Genomic DNA, 16,438 nt, shown 5'->3' with positions numbered 1-16,438 from the left:
GAGCATCCCCCTGGAAGGCACGATGAGCACACGAACCATACGCCAGACGAGCGTCACACTGCCTGATCTGGACGACGCGGACCTCGACGAGGTCGATTCGCTGGAGGGCGAGGACGGGCGGTTGCGCGACTTCCGATATGCCAGCGCCAGCCTGCGCGAACTGTCCCTGTCGGAAACCCGACTCATGGACGGACGTGTCGCCGGTCTCACCACCCAGCGTGCCCGCCTGGACGATCTGAGCCTGCACTCGGTGGAGTTCACCGAGTGCGACCTGTCCGGCCTCCGCTGGGTGGACAGCAAGCTCTCTCGGGTCACGTTCACCGACTGCAAGGCGCTCGGCGCCATATGGGAGGACGTCACGTTCGATGACGTGGTCTTCGAACGGTGCAAGCTCGACTACACGGCCTTCACCCGGCTTCGTGCCGTGGGTTCGGTGATCTTCGCTGACTGCTCGTTGCGGGAAGTGCGGTTCAGCGGGTCCGACCTGGGCGGCGTGGCGTTCGACGAGTGCGACCTGCGTCTGACCGAGTTCGACGGCGGCGTCTACCAGGCCTGCGACCTGCGCGGTAACGACCTGTCCGGCCTCCGTGGAGTGAGCGCCCTCAGAAAGATCATCGTTGATCGGCCTCAGCTCCAGGATCTCGCCGAGGCGTTCGCGGCCGAGCTGGAGATCACCGTTGGTTAAGGCGAACGCATGAGCGTGCGACTGTTGTTCGACCGATTCAGCGGCATCCAGGAACGCGTCGTCATCGGGGACGTCAGACAAGCGGGCGACACGCCCGGCTATGACAGCGACATGGCTGTCGTCCCCCAAGAGAACTGGACGGCCCTCAGCGAGATTGACGCCGAGCATCTTCGGCCCGACAGGAGCATCCCTAACAGCATGGTGATCGAGCTGGTCACCCAAGCCCTGCCTGTATTCACCTCCAATGACCTACAGGGCCGTCTGGACACCGCAGCCGCTCTCAACCCGTTGAAAGGCATCTGGCCGCGCAGGCGCCTCGCCTGTACGGCCAGTCAGCCAGGACGGCTCACCAGCACCGAAGACCCCTCAACTGAGCGTCGGATCGGACTGCACATCGACAACTTCGACCGGCGGAACTACCCTGACCGACACCTCAGTCGTCGACGCCTCTGCCTCAACCTGGGGCCTGGCACCCGCTACCTCCTGGTCGGCGACCGGGACATCATGGAAATCTGTCGTGCGCTAGGTCAAGATCAAGAGCAGCACTGTCCGCACACCGACGACGTGCGTCAATACATCGCCGCCGGGCATCCCCTGCGGTGCTTGCGCATCCGTTTGGAGCCTGGTCAGGGATACACGCGCCAACTGAGCTCGTGCCGCACGACGGTTCCACAAGCGGCTCCCAGACATGGTCGCTCGCCGCTTTCTGGCTGGGCTGAGCCGACAGCCGGAGAGCGGAGTCAGGCCGACAGCCGTTCTTGAAACGGCTGAATCGAAATCGCTGGATGATCGAGCAAACGATGGCCCTGTTGGATCGGCTCCGTCGCCTGCGCATCCGCTGGAGGATTCACGACGACATCCACGAAGTCTTCATGGCCCTCGCCATCGTCTGCCGGCGACGTCTCATCCACTGATCGTTCCTCCTGGCGGTCGGACCCGTGAAGCCTCACAGCCGGGATCTCAGCACGTCGACCTCACAGCCCGGTGCGAACGGGTCGAAGCCGTGCTCGGTCAGCCAGCGGACCCCCAGCAGGCTGCGCACCGACCACCACGCGCGGATCACGTCGAGGTCGACGTCGGTGCCGTATCCGGCGACGACGTCGCCGAGGTGCTCCTCGTGTCCGAGCGTCAAGGTGGCGAGGTCGAACAGGGCGTCACCCTGGCCCGCCTCGGACCAGTCGATGACGCCTGTGATCTCGTCGCCGTCGACGAACACGTGAGCGATCTGCAGGTCGCCGTGCGTGAACACCGGACTCCAGGGCCGGAACGCGGCCTCGGCGACCTGGCGGTTGCGGGTGACCAGGTCGGCGGGCAGGACGCCGTTCGTCACGAGCCACTCGCACTCGCCGTCGAGTTCCGCCGACAGATCGTCGACGCCCCGGCCTGCCCGGCCGAGCCTGGGCGGCGACGGCGCGTCGTGCAACCTCCGAACGGCGGCGCCCGCCGCGGCCCACGCCGCCGGGGACGCGGCCGACGGCTCGCCGAGGCGGCCGAGCGCCGTCCCCGGGACCGCGGCGATCGCGAGCACCGGCGGCCTGTGCCACAGGACCTTCGGGGTCGGGACCGGCGCCAGGGCCATCGCCTCGACCTCGACGTCGATGCGCGCCTGATCGGCGTCCACCTTCAGGAACACGTCGCCGACGCGCAGGGTCGCGCGCTCGGAATGGGCGACGACCACTTCGACCTCATCCATGGACGACCAGTCTCCCGGGGGCGATCGTCGACGTCACCGGGTTTGTCGCGTGCCCGGCCACCAGGCGCCCTCGCGCGGCATCGGCCTCCGCCCAGGTCAGGGCCACCACTTCGGCAGGCCACCTCGGGAAGTCACCGGTACCTGAAGTATCACTTTTGCGCGAAAAATCCCGATGAAGTAGCGTTAACCGCGTGACTGCCGGGTCGGCCTTGGGCCACGCACCAGAGAGCAGCCCGGCTGACGCTTGATCGCCGGGCGGGCCAGGGGCCCGCCACGTTCTTCTCCATTCAGTACGGCAAGCAGGATCGACCAATGGAGAAGAGTGGATTTCAACAAGCAGGTCATCGACGAGTTCCGTGCCAACAACGGCCAGGTCGGTGGCTATTTCGAGGGAGCGAGACTGCTCCTGCTCACGACCGTCGGCGCCCGCTCGGGCAGACCGCACACGAACCCCCTCGGCTACCTGCCCGACGGCGGCGACCGCATGCTGGTCATCGCCTCCGCCGGAGGGTCCCCCAAACACCCGGCCTGGTACCACAACCTGAAGGCCAACCCACGGGCCACCGTCGAGACCGGGGTCTTCGACTTCGACGTCGTGGCGGAGGTACTGGAAGGCGAGGAGCGTGACGCGGCGTTCGCCCGCGCCGTGGAGGGCGACCCGGGCTGGGCCGAGTACCAGGCCAAGACGACCCGCGTCATCCCGGTCGTCGCGCTTCGCATCGCCGGGCCGCCCCGGAGCAACGCGCCGTCGGGCGGCGCCTACCTCAGGCTGGTGCACGACGGCTTCCGCCGCGAACTGGCGCTGATCCGCAAGGAGCTGTCCGACTCGGGACGGCCCGGCCTCGGTGTGCAGCTCAGGATCAACTGCCTGACCGTCTGCCAGGGCCTGCACCATCACCACATGGGCGAGGACACCATGATGTTCCCCGTCCTCGCCGAGCAGCACCCTTCGCTCGCCCCGGTCCTCGAACGGCTGGCCAGGGAGCACGAGCGCGTCGCCGCACTCGTGGAGGAGCTGAAGCGGGCCCTCTCGGGGGACGATCCGCTGAAGGTGCGGGCCGAGATCGAACGGCTCGTCGACGAGCTCGAAGTGCACCTGACCTACGAGGAGGAGCAACTGATCCCGGTCCTCGACCTCGGCTGAAGGCCCGCCGCACCAACAAGGGCCGCCGTACCAACAAGGGCCGCCGTACCGGCAAGGGCCGCCGTACCAATAGGGCTCGCCGTACCGGCAAGCCCGCCGTACCAGGCCGCACCGGTACGGCCCGCCGTACCGATAAAACGGTTGAGAACGGGAAAACCCGCCCTGTTCCGCCTTTTCGCGCCGCACCGCGAGAGAAGGAGGAACAGGACGGGCGGTTCACGGGCACATGGTTCCCCGCCCACCGGGGAACCGGGCCGGGCAAAGCGCCCGGGGCCGGTGACTCACCTCACCGGCCTCCGGGTGGGGATCACGGGCCTTCCGGGTTCACCACGTCGGCGTCGACCCAGAAGGGGGCGACCAGTTCGCGCAGCCGCTCGGCGCCGACCCGCTCGACCAGTTCGATCGCGTTGACGTTGTCGACGAGCTGCTGCATCTTGGTCGCCCCGAACAGCACGGTGCTGACCGAGGGGTGCGTGAGGGTGAACGCCACGCACAGCTGGGCGGGAGTGACCTCCAGCTCGGCCGCGACCGCGGCGAGGCCGTCGGCGGCCTCGATGATGCGCTCGCGGACGCCGCCCGGGTCGCGGCCGATCTCACGTCCGGGCTTCTTGTTGCCCGCGAGGATGCCGCCTTCGAGGATGTCCGACGCCTGCATGGTGATGCCCTCGGCGAACACCTGGGCGAACGGCGCGCCGTCCGGGATCGACCTGCGGCAGGGGCTGTACTTCAGCTGCGCGATCTGCGGACCGGGCGAACCCGCCTGGATGGCGTGGTCGCGGATGGTCCTGACCGCCGTGGCCGACCAGTTGTTCACACCCCAGCAGCCGATGATCCCGTCGACCTCCAGCTCCGCGAGATCGACCGCGAGCTGGTTCAGGTCGAGGTCGTCGCGGCGGATGTCGCCGAGGATCACCAGGTCGGCCCGGTCGGTCCCGACCCTGAACAGGGCCTTCTCCAGCTGCTCACGCAGCGACATCTCCGGGTACGGCTCCAGCCACAGCTTGGCCGACAGCAGGTACTCGTCCCTGGAGATGCCCGCCGCCCTGACGATGGCGGAGAACAGCACGTCGGTGAAGACCGGCGGGTGGCCGGGGAAGCCGTACACGCCGACGTCGAACAGGTTGATGCCCAGGTCCACGGCGTGGCGGACCATGGCCACCGCGTCCTCGAAGGCCATGCGGTCGTAGGTGTGCCAGGACCCCAGCGACAGGACGGAGACGTCGGGACCGTGGGTTCCGACCCTGCGGAGGGGAACCACCTTCTTGGGCGTGGACATCGGACTCCTCGAAAAATATGTGGATGGCCGTCAGGCTCTGTTCGGTGGAGCTTCTCGCCTGCCAAGCCCCGGGAAAGGTCTGTGAAAGACCCGCGGAAACGGCCCTCGGGTCCCCGCGGAGCGTCTCCGCGGGGACCTTCGGAGGATCAGGCGAGGGTCCGGAAGCAGGTTCTCAGGGAAGCCACGGGTGGACGACGGCCTTGACCTGCTCAAGGCGCGACATGGACTCAAGCGCTGCCGAGGCCCCGCTGAGTCCGACGGGCTCGCTGAACAGCTCGTCCCAGGGGAACCGCGTCTGGGTCGAGCGCAGGAACTCGATCGAGTTGTAGTAGTCGCCGACGTCGCCGTTGAGCGACCCCAGCACGTTGAGCTCCTTGCCCATGATCGTCCCGAGGGAGATCGGGTCGGGGCGCGGGCCCGTGGTGCCGACGATGACGAACGTGCCGCCCCAGGCGGCGGCGTCGATGGCCTCCGCGCCGACACCGGGCGCTCCGGCGACGTCGATCACCAGGTGCGCGCCCTGGCCGTCGGTCGCCTCCATGATGGCGGCGCGACGGCTGTCGGCGTCACCGTCCAGGCCGATGGTGACGTCGGCGCCGAAGCGCTTGGCCAGTTCGAGCCTGGAGTCGGGGCCGCCGACGGTGATGACCTTGCTCGCACCCGAGGCGCTGGCGACCGCGGTGGCGACGATGCCCAGCGCGCCCGCCCCCTGGACGAGGACGTTCGAGCCGAGCTTGGCGCCCCCGGCGCGGTCGAAGGCGTGCAGGACGGTCTTGACGGCGCAGCCCGCGCTGGCCGCCCAGGTGTCCTTGACGTCCTCGGGGAGGATGTACTTCTGGGCGGTCGGCGTGACGTAGTCGTACTCGGCGAGTCCGGCGGTCGAGTGCGGCCACACGTCGGAGCGCTGCAGGAACCCGTAGCCCCGCTTGGAGCAGGCCACGGGGTTGCGGATCACCGTACAGCCGTAGCAGTAGCCGCAGGTGGACTCCGACCAGCCGATCTTGGCGCCGACCTCGACGGGACGACCGAGGGCGTCGACGGTGCCCGACCCGACGGCCACGACCGTTCCGATCATCTCGTGGCCGAGCACCATCGGGAGCATGCCCGGGAACGACATGCCGCCGCTCCAGATGTGCACGTCCGTCGCGCACAGCGTGGCGCAGTCGACCTTGACGATCGCGCCACCCGGCTCGCACTCGGCGGGGAGCGGCAGCTCCTCGATGACCAGAGGTTCCCCGTGGGCGCGCAGTACGGCGGCCCGCGTGGACGTAGGGACTGTCATGCGATGATCTCCGAATTCGCTATCTGCTGTGGGCTGTGTCCCAGACCTCGTTACGGCTGCGCCACCACAGCAGCACCAGGATCACGAGGAAGGGGACGACGCCCCGGTACTTCTGGATCTCGTCGAGCGACGCGGCGAAACCTTCGAGCAGGCCCATGAGCACACCACCCAGAAGTGTCAGGGGCAGGCTCTTGAAGGAACCGACCATCGCCACGGCCAGGGCCGTGGTGACAAGCCCGCTCAGGGTGGAGAAGTCCCCACCGAGACGCGGCGCGACCAGCAGGATCACCAGCGTGCTGACACCGCCGATGGCGGCCCAGACGGCGATGGCGAGCTTGGGCGCCGGGATGCCCACCACCTGGGCGGTGCCCGGACGCTCCGACAGCGCCTGCAGCCGCAGGCCGACGGAGGTCCGGGACAGCATCAGGCCGACCCCGAAGGTGATGAGCGCCGCGAAGGCGAGCGAGACCAGCACCGACTGGGGTACCACGACGTCGCCCAGGGTGAAGGCGGGTGAGTCGAACACGGTCGGGAACCTCCTGGCCCCCGTCGACGTGCTGCCGAACAGGCGCAGACCGATCGCCCCGATGGCCACGAAGAGGGCCACGGTGACGGCGGCCTTGGTGCGCTCGTCGTGCTCACCGAACCAGCGGACGAGCCCGGAGCCGATCAGGGCCGACAGCAGCGACCCCGCCACGACTCCGACGACCAGCGCGACGGGCCAGGGCAGCCCCAGGTCCATCAGCGACACCATGATGAAGGCACCCATCGTGCCCACACCCGCCATGGCGAAGTTGACCACGGCGACGAGCCGGTAGGTCAGCACGACGCACAGGCCGAGCAGGGCGTAGACGCCACCGCTGGTCAGGCCCGCGACCAAGGAATTCAACATCGGACACCCACCTCCTGGGGCTCCTGAAAGACCTGAAAGATCAGTTCTTGCCGGGGACGATGAAGCCCTCGGGAAGGACCTTCCACTTGCCGGCCTCGACCTTCACGAAGCGGCTGCCCTCGATCGGGCTGTGGGCCTCACCGGGACCGAAGATCCACGGGGTACCGACCATCGGGTAGTCGATCGGCTTCATGTTCTTGAAGGCCTCGGTGACCGACTCGCGGGTGATGTCGCCCTTGACGGTCTTCAGGACCTGGACGAACAGGTCGGCGGCCATGACGGCGCCCTGGCTGAAGGCGGTCTTCTGGATCTTGTTCTCGTCGATGATCTTCGCCCAGCGCTCGTTGCCGGGGAGGGTCTCGTCGGTGTACGGCTGCCACTCGGTGCCGGCGTAGACGTTGAGGCCGTCCGGGATCGCCTGGGCGTTGGCGTCGGTGTAGCTGTTGGCGGCCACGATGAAGTCGACGTCCTGCATGCCCTGGGTCTTGGCCTGGGCGAACCACGGGCCGACGGTGGCGTTGTACAGGATCGCCTGGCAGCCTGCGGCCTTGGCCTTGACGAGGTACGGCGTCGGGTCGCCCTGGCCGACCGAGGTGTCCTTGACGGCCAGCTGCTTGCCGGTGAGGTCCGTCCACTCCTTGATGGCGGCGTCGATGCCACCGCCGCTGCCCGGCAGCACGGTGTAGTACATGCACACCTTGTCGCGCTTGAGCGTCTCGGAGGCGTAGTAGAGCATCGCCGTGATCAGCTTGAACGGACCCGGGTTGACCGGGGCGATGTTCGGGCTGGTGAAGCAGGCGGGGTCGACGCCGACGGCCGGCATGGAGATGATCCCGGCGTTGGTGTAGGTGGCGCGGTTCAGGCCACAGTCGACCGCGCTGGAGGAACCGACGAGGGCCACGACGTTCTCCGACTCCAGCAGCTCAAGGGCCGCCTCGGTGGAACGCTGCGGGTTCATCGCGTCGTCCTTGCTGACGAGCTCGATCTGACGGCCGTTGATGCCGCCCTGCTTGTTGACCTCGTCGAAGACGGCCTTGACGGCCTGGGGAACCTCGGGCGTCTGGAACAGACCGGTGACACCGTTGATCGAGCCGACCTTGATCGGGCCGCCGGTGCCGGAGTCGCTGCTCGAACAGGCCGCGCTGGCCATGGCCAGGGCGGCGACCACCGCGACGCTGGTGAGGGAACGCTTCATCACTGCACTACTTCCTTGGGGCTGGGGGAAGAGGGGGGGTGGGGGTAGGGGTCGGGTTCGGGAGGGTTATACGAGGGGCACGTCGGCAGTACCGAGGTAGGCGGCCATGACCGCCGGGTCGTCGAGCACTTCCTGCGTGGTTCCGGACGCGATGACGTGTCCGAAGTCGAGAACGGTCACCTGCGCGCACGCCGCGCGGACCAGCTCCATGTCGTGTTCGACGAGGAGGATGGAGACACCGAAGCGGGAGGGCACCTCGGCGAGCCTCTGGCCCAGCTTGAGCGACTCGGCGGCCGACTGACCGGCGGCGGGCTCGTCGAGCAGCGCGACCTTGGGCTTGGCCGCGATGGCGGCGGCCACGTCGAGCAGACGACGGCTGCCGACGTCCACGATGGACACCGGAACCTCTCCGGGCGGGCAGCCGAAGAAGTCGAGCAGCTCGTCGGCCTCCTGCTTGGACAGCTTCCTGTTGGCGCCGATCGAGAGGTACTCGTACTGGGTCAGCTCGGGCGCGATCACCGTCGTCTGGAACGTACGGCGCAGGCCGTTGCTCGCGCGGGCGCTCGGGCTGAGCTTGTCCAGGGACCTGCCCTCAAGCTCGACCGTGCCCTCGTAGGCGTGGAGGAACCCGCTGACCGCGGCGATGAAGGTGGACTTGCCCGCGCCGTTGGGGCCGATCAGGCCGACGACGCCACCGCTGGGGACGGTGAGGTCGATGCTGTCGAGCGCAAGGACCTCGCCGTACCTGACGGTCAGGCCGCGCACGTCGAGGGCCGGCTGGTCGCCCGCGGGGGCGGGCGGCGGAACCAGGGAGGTCGACTCGGTGGCCGGGACGGCCGCCTTGGGCTCCTCCTTGGGCTTGTCCGGGAGGCTCTCCAGCAGCTTGCGCGCGGCGGCCTCCCGCTTGCGGGCCCGGGTGAAGTCGGTCTGGCTGACGCCGCTGCGCAGGGCGAAGATCGCCGAGAGGCCGAAGAGGATGCCACCCAGGTCCTGGGGCAGCCTGAGCTTCTCCAGGATCGTCGCCATCACCGCGCCGAAGATGCCGCCCATGAGGGCGCCCTCGGGGTTGTGCGGGCCGATGAGGATCGCCACCGCGAAGAGCGCGAGCGACTGTCCCATGGCGAAGTTGCTGGAGACGACCAGACCGAGCTGACCGGCCATCAGGCCACCGCCGATGCCGGCGATGAAGGCGCTGAGCGCGAACGCGGCGAGCTTGCTGCGCGCGACCGAGATGCCGTGCGCGGCCGCGGCCCGCTCCGAGTAGCGGATCTCCAGCCAGGACATGCCGAGCCTGGTCCGGTTGAACAGCGCCAGCCCGATGCTGAGCACCATGAAGACGATCACGGCCAGGACGAAGTAGCCGCCGTTGGTGTGGAACAGGCCGGGGCGCTGCAGCGTCTTCAGTTCGGTGGTGCCGGGGAACTGGTTGGCGTTGAGCACGATGTCCGCGGCGACGGCGAAGCCGAAGGTGACGACCGCGAGGTTGACGCCACGGATGCGCAGGGCGGGCAGGCCGATGGCGACGCCGACGGGAACGGCCGCCAGACCGCCGATGACCAGCCAGACGATGAAGCCGCCGGGGGCGTCGGCCAGGTTCAGGCGGAGCACGACCCAGGCGCCGATGGCCGCGAAGGACATCTGACACAGGGACATGACGCCGGCCCTGCCGACGATCACACCGTAGCTCTGCATGATCACCGAGCTGACGACCGCGGTGATCGCGAGATACACCCAGTACGGCGGCAGCACGTTGGGCACGATCACGCAGGCCGCCGCGGCGACGGCCAGGGCGATCCCCCACGAACGCTTGTCGATCATGTTCACGGGTTCTCGCCCCCAGCTTCGACGACGGCGTCCGTGGGCATGGCGCCGAAATAGAACTCATGCAGGCGCTCGGAGTCGCCCCTGATCTCGTCACACGGGCCGTCGAAGACGACGCGGCCCTTGCGGAGGACGTAGGCGTTGGCCCCGATCTCCAGGGCCAGGTTCGCGAACTGCTCGATGAGCAGGACCGCGATGCCCAGGCCGACCAGGTCCTTGACGGCGTGCATGAGGCGACGGACGACCACGGGCGCGAGGCCGAGGGACATCTCGTCAATGAGTATGATCTTGGGGTCGGAGATCAGCGCGCGTCCCAGGACGAGCATCTGCTGTTCACCGCCGGACAGGTGACCGGCCTGGAGCGTACGGCGCTTCTGCAACTCGGGGAAGAGCTCGTAGACCTTCTCGGCGTCGCCCTTGCCGGAACGGGAGACGAGCAGGTTCTGCTCGACGGTCAGCGTCCTGAAGACCGTACGGGCCTGCTCGACGTAACCCAGACCGGCCTGGGAGCGCTTGTAGATGGGAAGCTTCTCGATCGGCGCGCCGTCGAGCTGGATCGTTCCTGAGGTCACGGGGGCCAGCCCCGCGATTCCGTCCATCAGCGTCGTCTTTCCGGCGCCGTTGGCGCCCAGGACGACCGTGACGGTTCCGGGTGCGACGGTCAGGGAGACGTCGTGGACGATCGGGGTGTCACCCCGGTTGATGCTGACGTCCTTAAGGGAGAGGACTTCGCCGCTCATTGGGCGCCTTTCACATAGGCGGATCGCAGTGCCTCGACGACGTGGGCAGTGACACCGCTGACCTCGGCCAGCTCAAGCGTGAGCAGTCCGAAGAAGCCGTGGATCATGCCGTCGAACACGGCCAGCTCAACCTGGTTGCCCGCGGCCTTGAGCGCCTCGGCGTACTCGACGCCCTCGTCGCGGAGGACGTCGTACTCGGCCTCGACGACCAGCGCGGGCGCCAGGCCCGACAGGTCCTTCGAGCGGAGCGGCAGGAGATAGGGGTCGTCGAGATCACTGGCGTTACGGGGGTACTGGGTGAAGAACCAGTCCATGCCTTCCTTCGAGAGGAAGTAGCCCTCGGAGCAGTCCCGGTAGGAGGCGCGCCCGTCGTCGGGGTGGCCCAGAATCGGCGAGACGAGCACCTGCAGGGACAGCCGGGGACCGTTCAGGTCGCGGGCCTTGAGCGCGACGACGGCGGCGAGGTTCCCGCCCGCGCTCTCACCGGCGACGGCGAGGCGCGAGGCGTCGACCGAGAGCGCCTCGGCGTTCTCGTGGACCCACAGGAGCGCGGCGTAGGAGTCGTCCGCCGCGGCCGGGAAGGGGTTCTCCGGTGCGAGCCGGTAGTCGACGGAGACGACGACGGCGCCCGCCCCTGCGCAGACCGCCCGGCAGGCGACCTCGTTCTCGTCGAGAGAGCCAATGGTCCACCCGCCGCCGTGGAACCAGACCAGCGCCGGGAACGGCCCGTCGCCCTCGGGGGTGTATACACGAACCGGTACCTCACCCGCGGGACCGGGGAACACGGTATCGACCACACCGCCGACCGGCTGAAGGTCGTCCGGCATGGACCAGGCAAGACGGAATCCCTCGCGCATCGCCGCCGCGTCAAGCTGGGGGGCCTCGCCCTGGTCCTGAACGCCGGTGCGGTCGATTATTCGCTGCGCCTCGGGATGCAGGGGCATGGGGTTACCTCCGGGGGCGGCCCGAGTGCCTTCCCAAAGGTTCAGGCACTCGCAAATCGTATCCGATTCCATGTACGTTATGCGGGTCCAAATGACGTGTCTAGTGTGATGGTGAAATGTTGCCTAACGATTCGAGGTACGACGCCGCCTCGGCGGATGTGGTCATGACCGGCGGTAAGGTGCACACCGTCGACGCCGCCGACACTGTCGCGGAGTCGATCGCGATCACCGGCGGCCGCGTCACCCGGGTGGGAACAGAAGATGAAATTTCATCTCTGATCGGTCCCGACACCCGCGTCATCCCATTGCGGGGAAGATCGGTCCTTCCGGGGATCAACGACTCCCACCTCCACGGCGTCTGGCTCGGCCAGATGTGGCCCGCCCTCCTCATGGACCAGATGGCGGCCGGGCACCACGGAGGCGAGCCGCCGACACGGCTGGAGACCTCACAGGACCGGCGTGGCGCGATCCTGCGCACCGCCGAACTGCTCGCGTCACTCGGGGTCACGAGCTACACCGAACCGGGCCTCGGCCCAGGGGAGGACAACGGGGCGAGCGGCTGCTTCGGCTCCGCGGCCCTGCGCGACTACGCCGACCTCGCGGCGGAGGGCAGGCTCACCTCCCGGGTGACCGCCCTCATGCTGTTCGGCGAGCTGGACGGCGCGAGCTCGCTGTCCGGGGTGCTCGACGGGCTGCGTGACTTCACGCCCCCCGCCGACGTGCCCGGCTGGTTCCGCGTCGCGGGCGTGAAGATCTTCGGTGACGGCATCCCGCCGATGCGCAACGCCTGGATGGACGAGCCCTACCTCGACGGCACGTACGGCGGGCTGCTGGTCGAGGGGGCCTCCGAGGCCGAGCGTGAGGCCGTGCTCATCGCGATGATCGACGCGGCGCACGCGGCGGGACACCAGGTCGCCGTGCACGCGACCGGAAGCAGGACCACCAGGACGGTGACGGACGCCTTCGCCGCGGCGGCCTCCAGGGACGGCCGCGACGCGAGGCACTACATCATCCATGGCGACGTGATCTCCTCCAGGACCCTGGCCACGATGGCGGCCGCAGGCATCGGACTGAACACCCAGGTGGGAATACCCGTGGCGACTGAGCATATGGTGCTCGGAGCCCTGGGCGAGGACATCCTCCCCCAGACGTGGCCGACCCGTGACGCACTGGACATCGGGGTGAAGCTCTGCCTCAGTTCCGACGCCCCGGTCCTCACCCCTGACTGGCGGGTCGGGATCGCCGCCGCGGTCACCCGGCGTGGTCTCGACGGCGCCGTGCGTGGCGCCGCCCAGCGGCTCGCGGTCGCCGAGGCCCTGCGGGCCTACACCATCACCCCCGCCTGGCAGGACGGGGCGGAGTCGTGGAAGGGTTCGCTGGAGGCCGGCAAGGTCGCCGACCTGTGCGTGCTGGACGGCGACCTGCTTGAGGTCGAGCCCGAGGCCCTGCCCCAGGTCCCGGTGAGCCTGACCATGGTGGACGGCCGCGTCGTCCACGAGAGCTGATCCGGAGGACACCACGTCCAGTCGCACCGAGAAGCCACGAGGGACCGGCCCGCGAACACGCGAGCCGGTCCCTCGTCACGTCACCCTGCCGTATGGTCCCGTCCGAAACCCGGTTACGGACCCGGCCTCGTTTTCCGGCCCGGCTACGGGCCTGGTTCCGGACGTTGCCCCGCCGTACGGCACGGGCACGAGCCGAACGCGTCCCGGAGCCGCCGGGAAAGGGCGGCCGGGACGCCGAACGGAGTCGTCAGGCCTTGTTCGGGGCGTCGGTGCCCCAGGAGGCGTCGGGGGCGACCACGCCCTTGTCGATCCACAGCGCCCCGACCGCGGAACGCAGCTCGTCGCCGTGCCGTTCGAGCAGTTCGAGAGCGCCCAGGTTCTCGTCGAGCTGCGCCCTGCTGCTGGCGCCGAAGAGCACGTTCGCCGCGGCCGGGTGGGTCAGGGTGAAGGCGATGGCCAGCTGGGCCGGGGTCGCGCCGAAGCCCTCGGCGATCCGCTTGACCTCGGGGTAGGAGTCACGGATCCGGTCGCGGATGCCGCCCGGGTCCGCGCCGATCTTGCGCTGCGGGTTCAGCTTGCCCGCCAGGATGCCGCCCTCGAAGACGTCCGAGGCCTGCAGCCCCATACCGCCCTCGGTGAACAGCCTGCCGTACGGCGTGCCGTCCGGCACCGAACGGCGGGCGAGGCTGTACTTGAGCTGCGCGAAGGACGGCGGCTCCATGCCCTCGGCGATGGCGAAGTCACGCGCGAACCACAGGTCGTCGGCCGACCAGTTGTTCACGCCCCACGTCTGGAAGCGCCCGGCCCGCACCAGCTCGGCCACGTCGGTGACCACGGCGCGGATGTCCAGGTCGCCGAAGAAGTCGCCGACCACGACGGAGTCGGCCCTGTCGGTCCCGATCCGGGACAGCGAGGTGTCGATCTGCTCGGCGAAGGAGGACTTGGGGTACTCCCACAGCCAGAGCTTGCCGCACAGGAGGTAGTCGTCCCTGGCCACCCCGGCCTCGACGACGGCCTCACCGAAGATGATGTCGGTGACCGCGTTCTCGGCGTGCGGACCGAAGTTGTAGTGGGCGACGTCGAAGAGGTTCACGCCACGGTCGACGGCGTAACGGATCAGGGCGACGGCGTCGTCCCGCTCCATCCTGTCCCAGGTGTTCCAGGACCCGAGACCGAAGACCGGAACCAGGGGGCCACGCTCACCGAGCCGACGCCGGGGGACCTGACCTGAGTACTCCACAGAGAACCTCCGATGCCGATGTGCGACCCCTGGTCGCTGCCTGGTGAATCGTATAGTATTCCCAATATTGTTTGGAATCAAAGGAGCGCATCGCATGTCGTCTCTCCCCGACAGCACCTCGTCCGCGAGCCCCTCGAAGATCGTGGACGTGGCCATCGGCTACATGGCCGCCAAGCAGCTCTTCGCCGCCAGTGAGGCCGGAGTGTTCGCGGCGCTGGCCGACGGTCCCGCGACCGCCGCCGAAATCGCCGAGCGCGCCGGGATCCCCGCGAACGTCGCCAGGATTCTCGCCGACGCGATGTCGAGCCTCGACCTCCTCACCCGCACCGACGGGGTGTACGCCAACACCCCCGCCACCGCGCGGTACCTCGCGGGCTCCGCCGGCGACCTCGACCTGCGTAAGTTCCTCGCCTTCCTCGACGCCGTCAGCTACGGCCACTGGCTCGGCTTCATCAACACCGTCCGCACCGGCAAGCCCGGCGACCTGGACATGTCCGGCGACCGCATGGACATCTTCATGGGCGGCGTCATGACCTACAACGCGCTGCACGCCAAGATGCTCGCCGACAACTTCGACTTCTCCCCCTACACCAAGGTCCTCGACTACGGAGGCCTGTCCGTCTCCTTCCTCGTCGAGGCCCTGACCGCCAACTCCGCGCTCAACGGCACCTTCTTCTCCGGCGGCCCGCTCGTCGAGGCCGCCAGGGGCGTGCTGGCCGAGGCCGGCCTGAACGAGCGCGTCGAGATCGTCGAGGGCGACCCGCTGCAGGGCGACATCCCCACCGGCTTCGACCTGGTCTTCCTTGAGCACGTCGCGCACCGCTACGACGACGAGCAGAACAGGACCATCGTCAAGCGCGCCCGCGAGGCGGCCGTCCCCGGCGCCAAGCTCCTGCTGCTCGACTTCTTCCTCGACAACGACGACAAGCAGCGCAGCATCGACGCCCTGCACGCCGGTGAGTACCTCACCATCGACGGCACCATCGTCTACCCCGAGGACCAGGTCCACGGCTGGCTGACCGAGGCCGGCTGGACCCCCGTCGAGACCCTCGCGCTGCCCGGCAGCCCCCGCGTGATCGTCGCGGAAGCCCGGTGAGCGGCGCCGAAGGACGCGTCGTCCTCGTCACGGGCGCCGCGAGCGGCATCGGCAGGGCCGTCGCGGAGGCGTTCGCCGCCGCCGGTGACCGTGTCGTCGTCGCCGACGTCAACCGCGCGGGCGCCGACGAGGTCGCCGCCGAGATCGGCGGCCACGCCGTCACCCTCGACGTCACCGACCCCGAGAGCGTCAACGCGGCCGTCGAGGAGGTCGCCGAGAAGCTCGGCACCGTCGACGTCCTCGTCAACAACGCCGGCCTCGTCGCCGGTGGCGGCCTCCTCGTCGACCTCCCCTTCGAGGTCTTCGACACGGTCGTCTCGGTCAACTTCCGCGGCACCTTCACCGTCACCAAGACGGTCGCCGCGCAGATGATCAAGGCGGGCAAGGGCGGCTGCATCGTCAACATCAGCTCCATCGGCGCCCGCCAGCCGACCCCCGGCATGGGTCACTACGAGGCCACCAAGGCCGCCGTGGACGCGCTGACCCGCACCGGCGCCGTCGAGCTGGCCGGTCACGGCATCCGCGTCAACGGCGTGGCCCCCGGTCCCGTGCACACCCCGATGACCGCCGGTCTGATGGAGAACGCCGAGGCCCGGGAGGCGTGGGAGTCGCGCATCCCGCTCCGCAAGATCGCGACCACCGAGGACATCACACCGCTGGTGCTGTTCCTGGCCTCCGCGAACGCCGGTCACATCACCGGCACCGTGGTCCAGGTGGACGGCGGCCAGCTCCTGGTGTGACCCCAGAACAACACAGCCCGGCGCACCGTGGGGGGGCGCCGGGCTGTGTTTATTGCGGCGCCGAAGGCGCCGCGGGCTTGGGCGCTTTCGCATGACCGCCCCTGAGGAGGGCGGGAACAGGTTAGGGTCCCCTCATGTACCAAGAACTTCTTGAGGCGGTCGCCCGCGGTGACGTCGAGCGCGTC

General features: G+C 68.8%; 16 protein-coding genes. 7 read left to right on the top strand and 9 right to left on the bottom strand.

The window, feature by feature from the left end:
* Positions 1–22 precede the first annotated feature (22 nt).
* The 3 genes from ABZ463_RS38480 to ABZ463_RS38470 are packed head-to-tail and all read left to right on the top strand — an operon-like array spanning position 23 to position 1,599.
* A complete protein-coding gene (locus ABZ463_RS38480; RefSeq protein WP_362784434.1) occupies positions 23–685 on the top strand; it encodes a pentapeptide repeat-containing protein in 663 nt (220 codons plus the stop codon).
* Between the two features lie 9 nt (positions 686–694).
* Positions 695–1,447 (top strand): hypothetical protein, encoded by a 753-nt coding sequence (locus ABZ463_RS38475; protein ID WP_362784431.1) that lies wholly within the window; start codon positions 695–697, stop codon positions 1,445–1,447.
* Between the two features lie 23 nt (positions 1,448–1,470).
* A complete protein-coding gene (locus ABZ463_RS38470) occupies positions 1,471–1,599 on the top strand; it encodes a hypothetical protein (protein WP_362784428.1) in 129 nt (42 codons plus the stop codon).
* Positions 1,600–1,631: 32 nt separating this feature from the next.
* Here ABZ463_RS38470 and ABZ463_RS38465 read toward each other — a convergent pair whose 3' ends face one another.
* The gene (locus tag ABZ463_RS38465; protein WP_352014032.1) at positions 1,632–2,378 is read right to left on the bottom strand and encodes a phosphotransferase; all 747 of its coding nucleotides are present in this window, start codon (positions 2,376–2,378) and stop codon (positions 1,632–1,634) included.
* 322 nt (positions 2,379–2,700) lie between these two features.
* Between ABZ463_RS38465 and ABZ463_RS38460 the strand changes: the two genes are divergently transcribed.
* Positions 2,701–3,522 carry a nitroreductase/quinone reductase family protein gene (locus tag ABZ463_RS38460; protein WP_362784424.1) on the top strand — a complete coding sequence of 274 codons (822 nt, stop codon included), beginning with the start codon at positions 2,701–2,703 and terminating at the stop codon, positions 3,520–3,522.
* 307 nt (positions 3,523–3,829) lie between these two features.
* Here the strand turns inward: ABZ463_RS38460 and ABZ463_RS38455 are convergent, their stop codons facing one another.
* The 7 genes from ABZ463_RS38455 to ABZ463_RS38425 form a co-directional block, all read right to left on the bottom strand.
* Positions 3,830–4,798: an aldo/keto reductase gene (locus ABZ463_RS38455; protein WP_352014034.1), complete on the bottom strand. Its 969-nt coding sequence runs from the start codon at positions 4,796–4,798 to the stop codon at positions 3,830–3,832.
* A 172-nt stretch (positions 4,799–4,970) separates the two neighbouring features.
* Positions 4,971–6,080 carry a zinc-binding dehydrogenase gene (locus ABZ463_RS38450; protein WP_352014035.1) on the bottom strand — a complete coding sequence of 370 codons (1,110 nt, stop codon included), beginning with the start codon at positions 6,078–6,080 and terminating at the stop codon, positions 4,971–4,973.
* Positions 6,081–6,099: 19 nt separating this feature from the next.
* Entirely contained in the window at positions 6,100–6,972 is an 873-nt protein-coding gene (locus ABZ463_RS38445) for a branched-chain amino acid ABC transporter permease (RefSeq protein WP_352014036.1), read from the bottom strand.
* A 40-nt stretch (positions 6,973–7,012) separates the two neighbouring features.
* Positions 7,013–8,167 (bottom strand): ABC transporter substrate-binding protein, encoded by a 1,155-nt coding sequence (locus tag ABZ463_RS38440; protein ID WP_352014037.1) that lies wholly within the window; start codon positions 8,165–8,167, stop codon positions 7,013–7,015.
* A gap of 66 nt (positions 8,168–8,233) precedes the next feature.
* Complete coding sequence (locus tag ABZ463_RS38435) at positions 8,234–9,985, bottom strand: ATP-binding cassette domain-containing protein (protein WP_352014038.1); 1,752 nt, start codon at positions 9,983–9,985, stop codon at positions 8,234–8,236.
* A gap of 2 nt (positions 9,986–9,987) precedes the next feature.
* The gene (locus tag ABZ463_RS38430) at positions 9,988–10,728 is read right to left on the bottom strand and encodes an ABC transporter ATP-binding protein (protein ID WP_352014039.1); all 741 of its coding nucleotides are present in this window, start codon (positions 10,726–10,728) and stop codon (positions 9,988–9,990) included.
* Entirely contained in the window at positions 10,725–11,672 is a 948-nt protein-coding gene (locus tag ABZ463_RS38425) for an alpha/beta hydrolase (protein ID WP_362784418.1), read from the bottom strand. The genes ABZ463_RS38430 and ABZ463_RS38425 overlap by 4 nt, the downstream gene beginning before the upstream one ends.
* Positions 11,673–11,836: 164 nt before the next feature.
* Here ABZ463_RS38425 and ABZ463_RS38420 point away from each other — a divergent pair, with 164 nt between their 5' ends.
* Positions 11,837–13,177, top strand: a complete 1,341-nt coding sequence (locus ABZ463_RS38420) for an amidohydrolase family protein (protein WP_352014041.1) — start codon at positions 11,837–11,839, stop codon at positions 13,175–13,177.
* A gap of 247 nt (positions 13,178–13,424) precedes the next feature.
* Here ABZ463_RS38420 and ABZ463_RS38415 read toward each other — a convergent pair whose 3' ends face one another.
* A complete protein-coding gene (locus ABZ463_RS38415) occupies positions 13,425–14,417 on the bottom strand; it encodes an aldo/keto reductase (RefSeq protein WP_352014042.1) in 993 nt (330 codons plus the stop codon).
* A 94-nt stretch (positions 14,418–14,511) separates the two neighbouring features.
* Here ABZ463_RS38415 and ABZ463_RS38410 point away from each other — a divergent pair, with 94 nt between their 5' ends.
* Positions 14,512–15,513, top strand: coding sequence for a methyltransferase dimerization domain-containing protein (locus ABZ463_RS38410; protein ID WP_352014043.1), 1,002 nt, complete (start codon positions 14,512–14,514; stop codon positions 15,511–15,513).
* Entirely contained in the window at positions 15,510–16,253 is a 744-nt protein-coding gene (locus ABZ463_RS38405) for an SDR family NAD(P)-dependent oxidoreductase (RefSeq protein ID WP_352014044.1), read from the top strand. The genes ABZ463_RS38410 and ABZ463_RS38405 overlap by 4 nt, the downstream gene beginning before the upstream one ends.
* Positions 16,254–16,438: the final 185 nt, after the last annotated feature.

It is taken from the genome of Streptosporangium sp. NPDC020145, assembly GCF_040631275.1.
In the GTDB taxonomy this organism is placed as follows: Bacteria; Actinomycetota; Actinomycetes; order Streptosporangiales; family Streptosporangiaceae; genus Streptosporangium.
The sequence above is the reverse complement of the archived record's forward strand: the minus strand, read 5'-3'. Positions and strand labels throughout refer to the sequence as shown.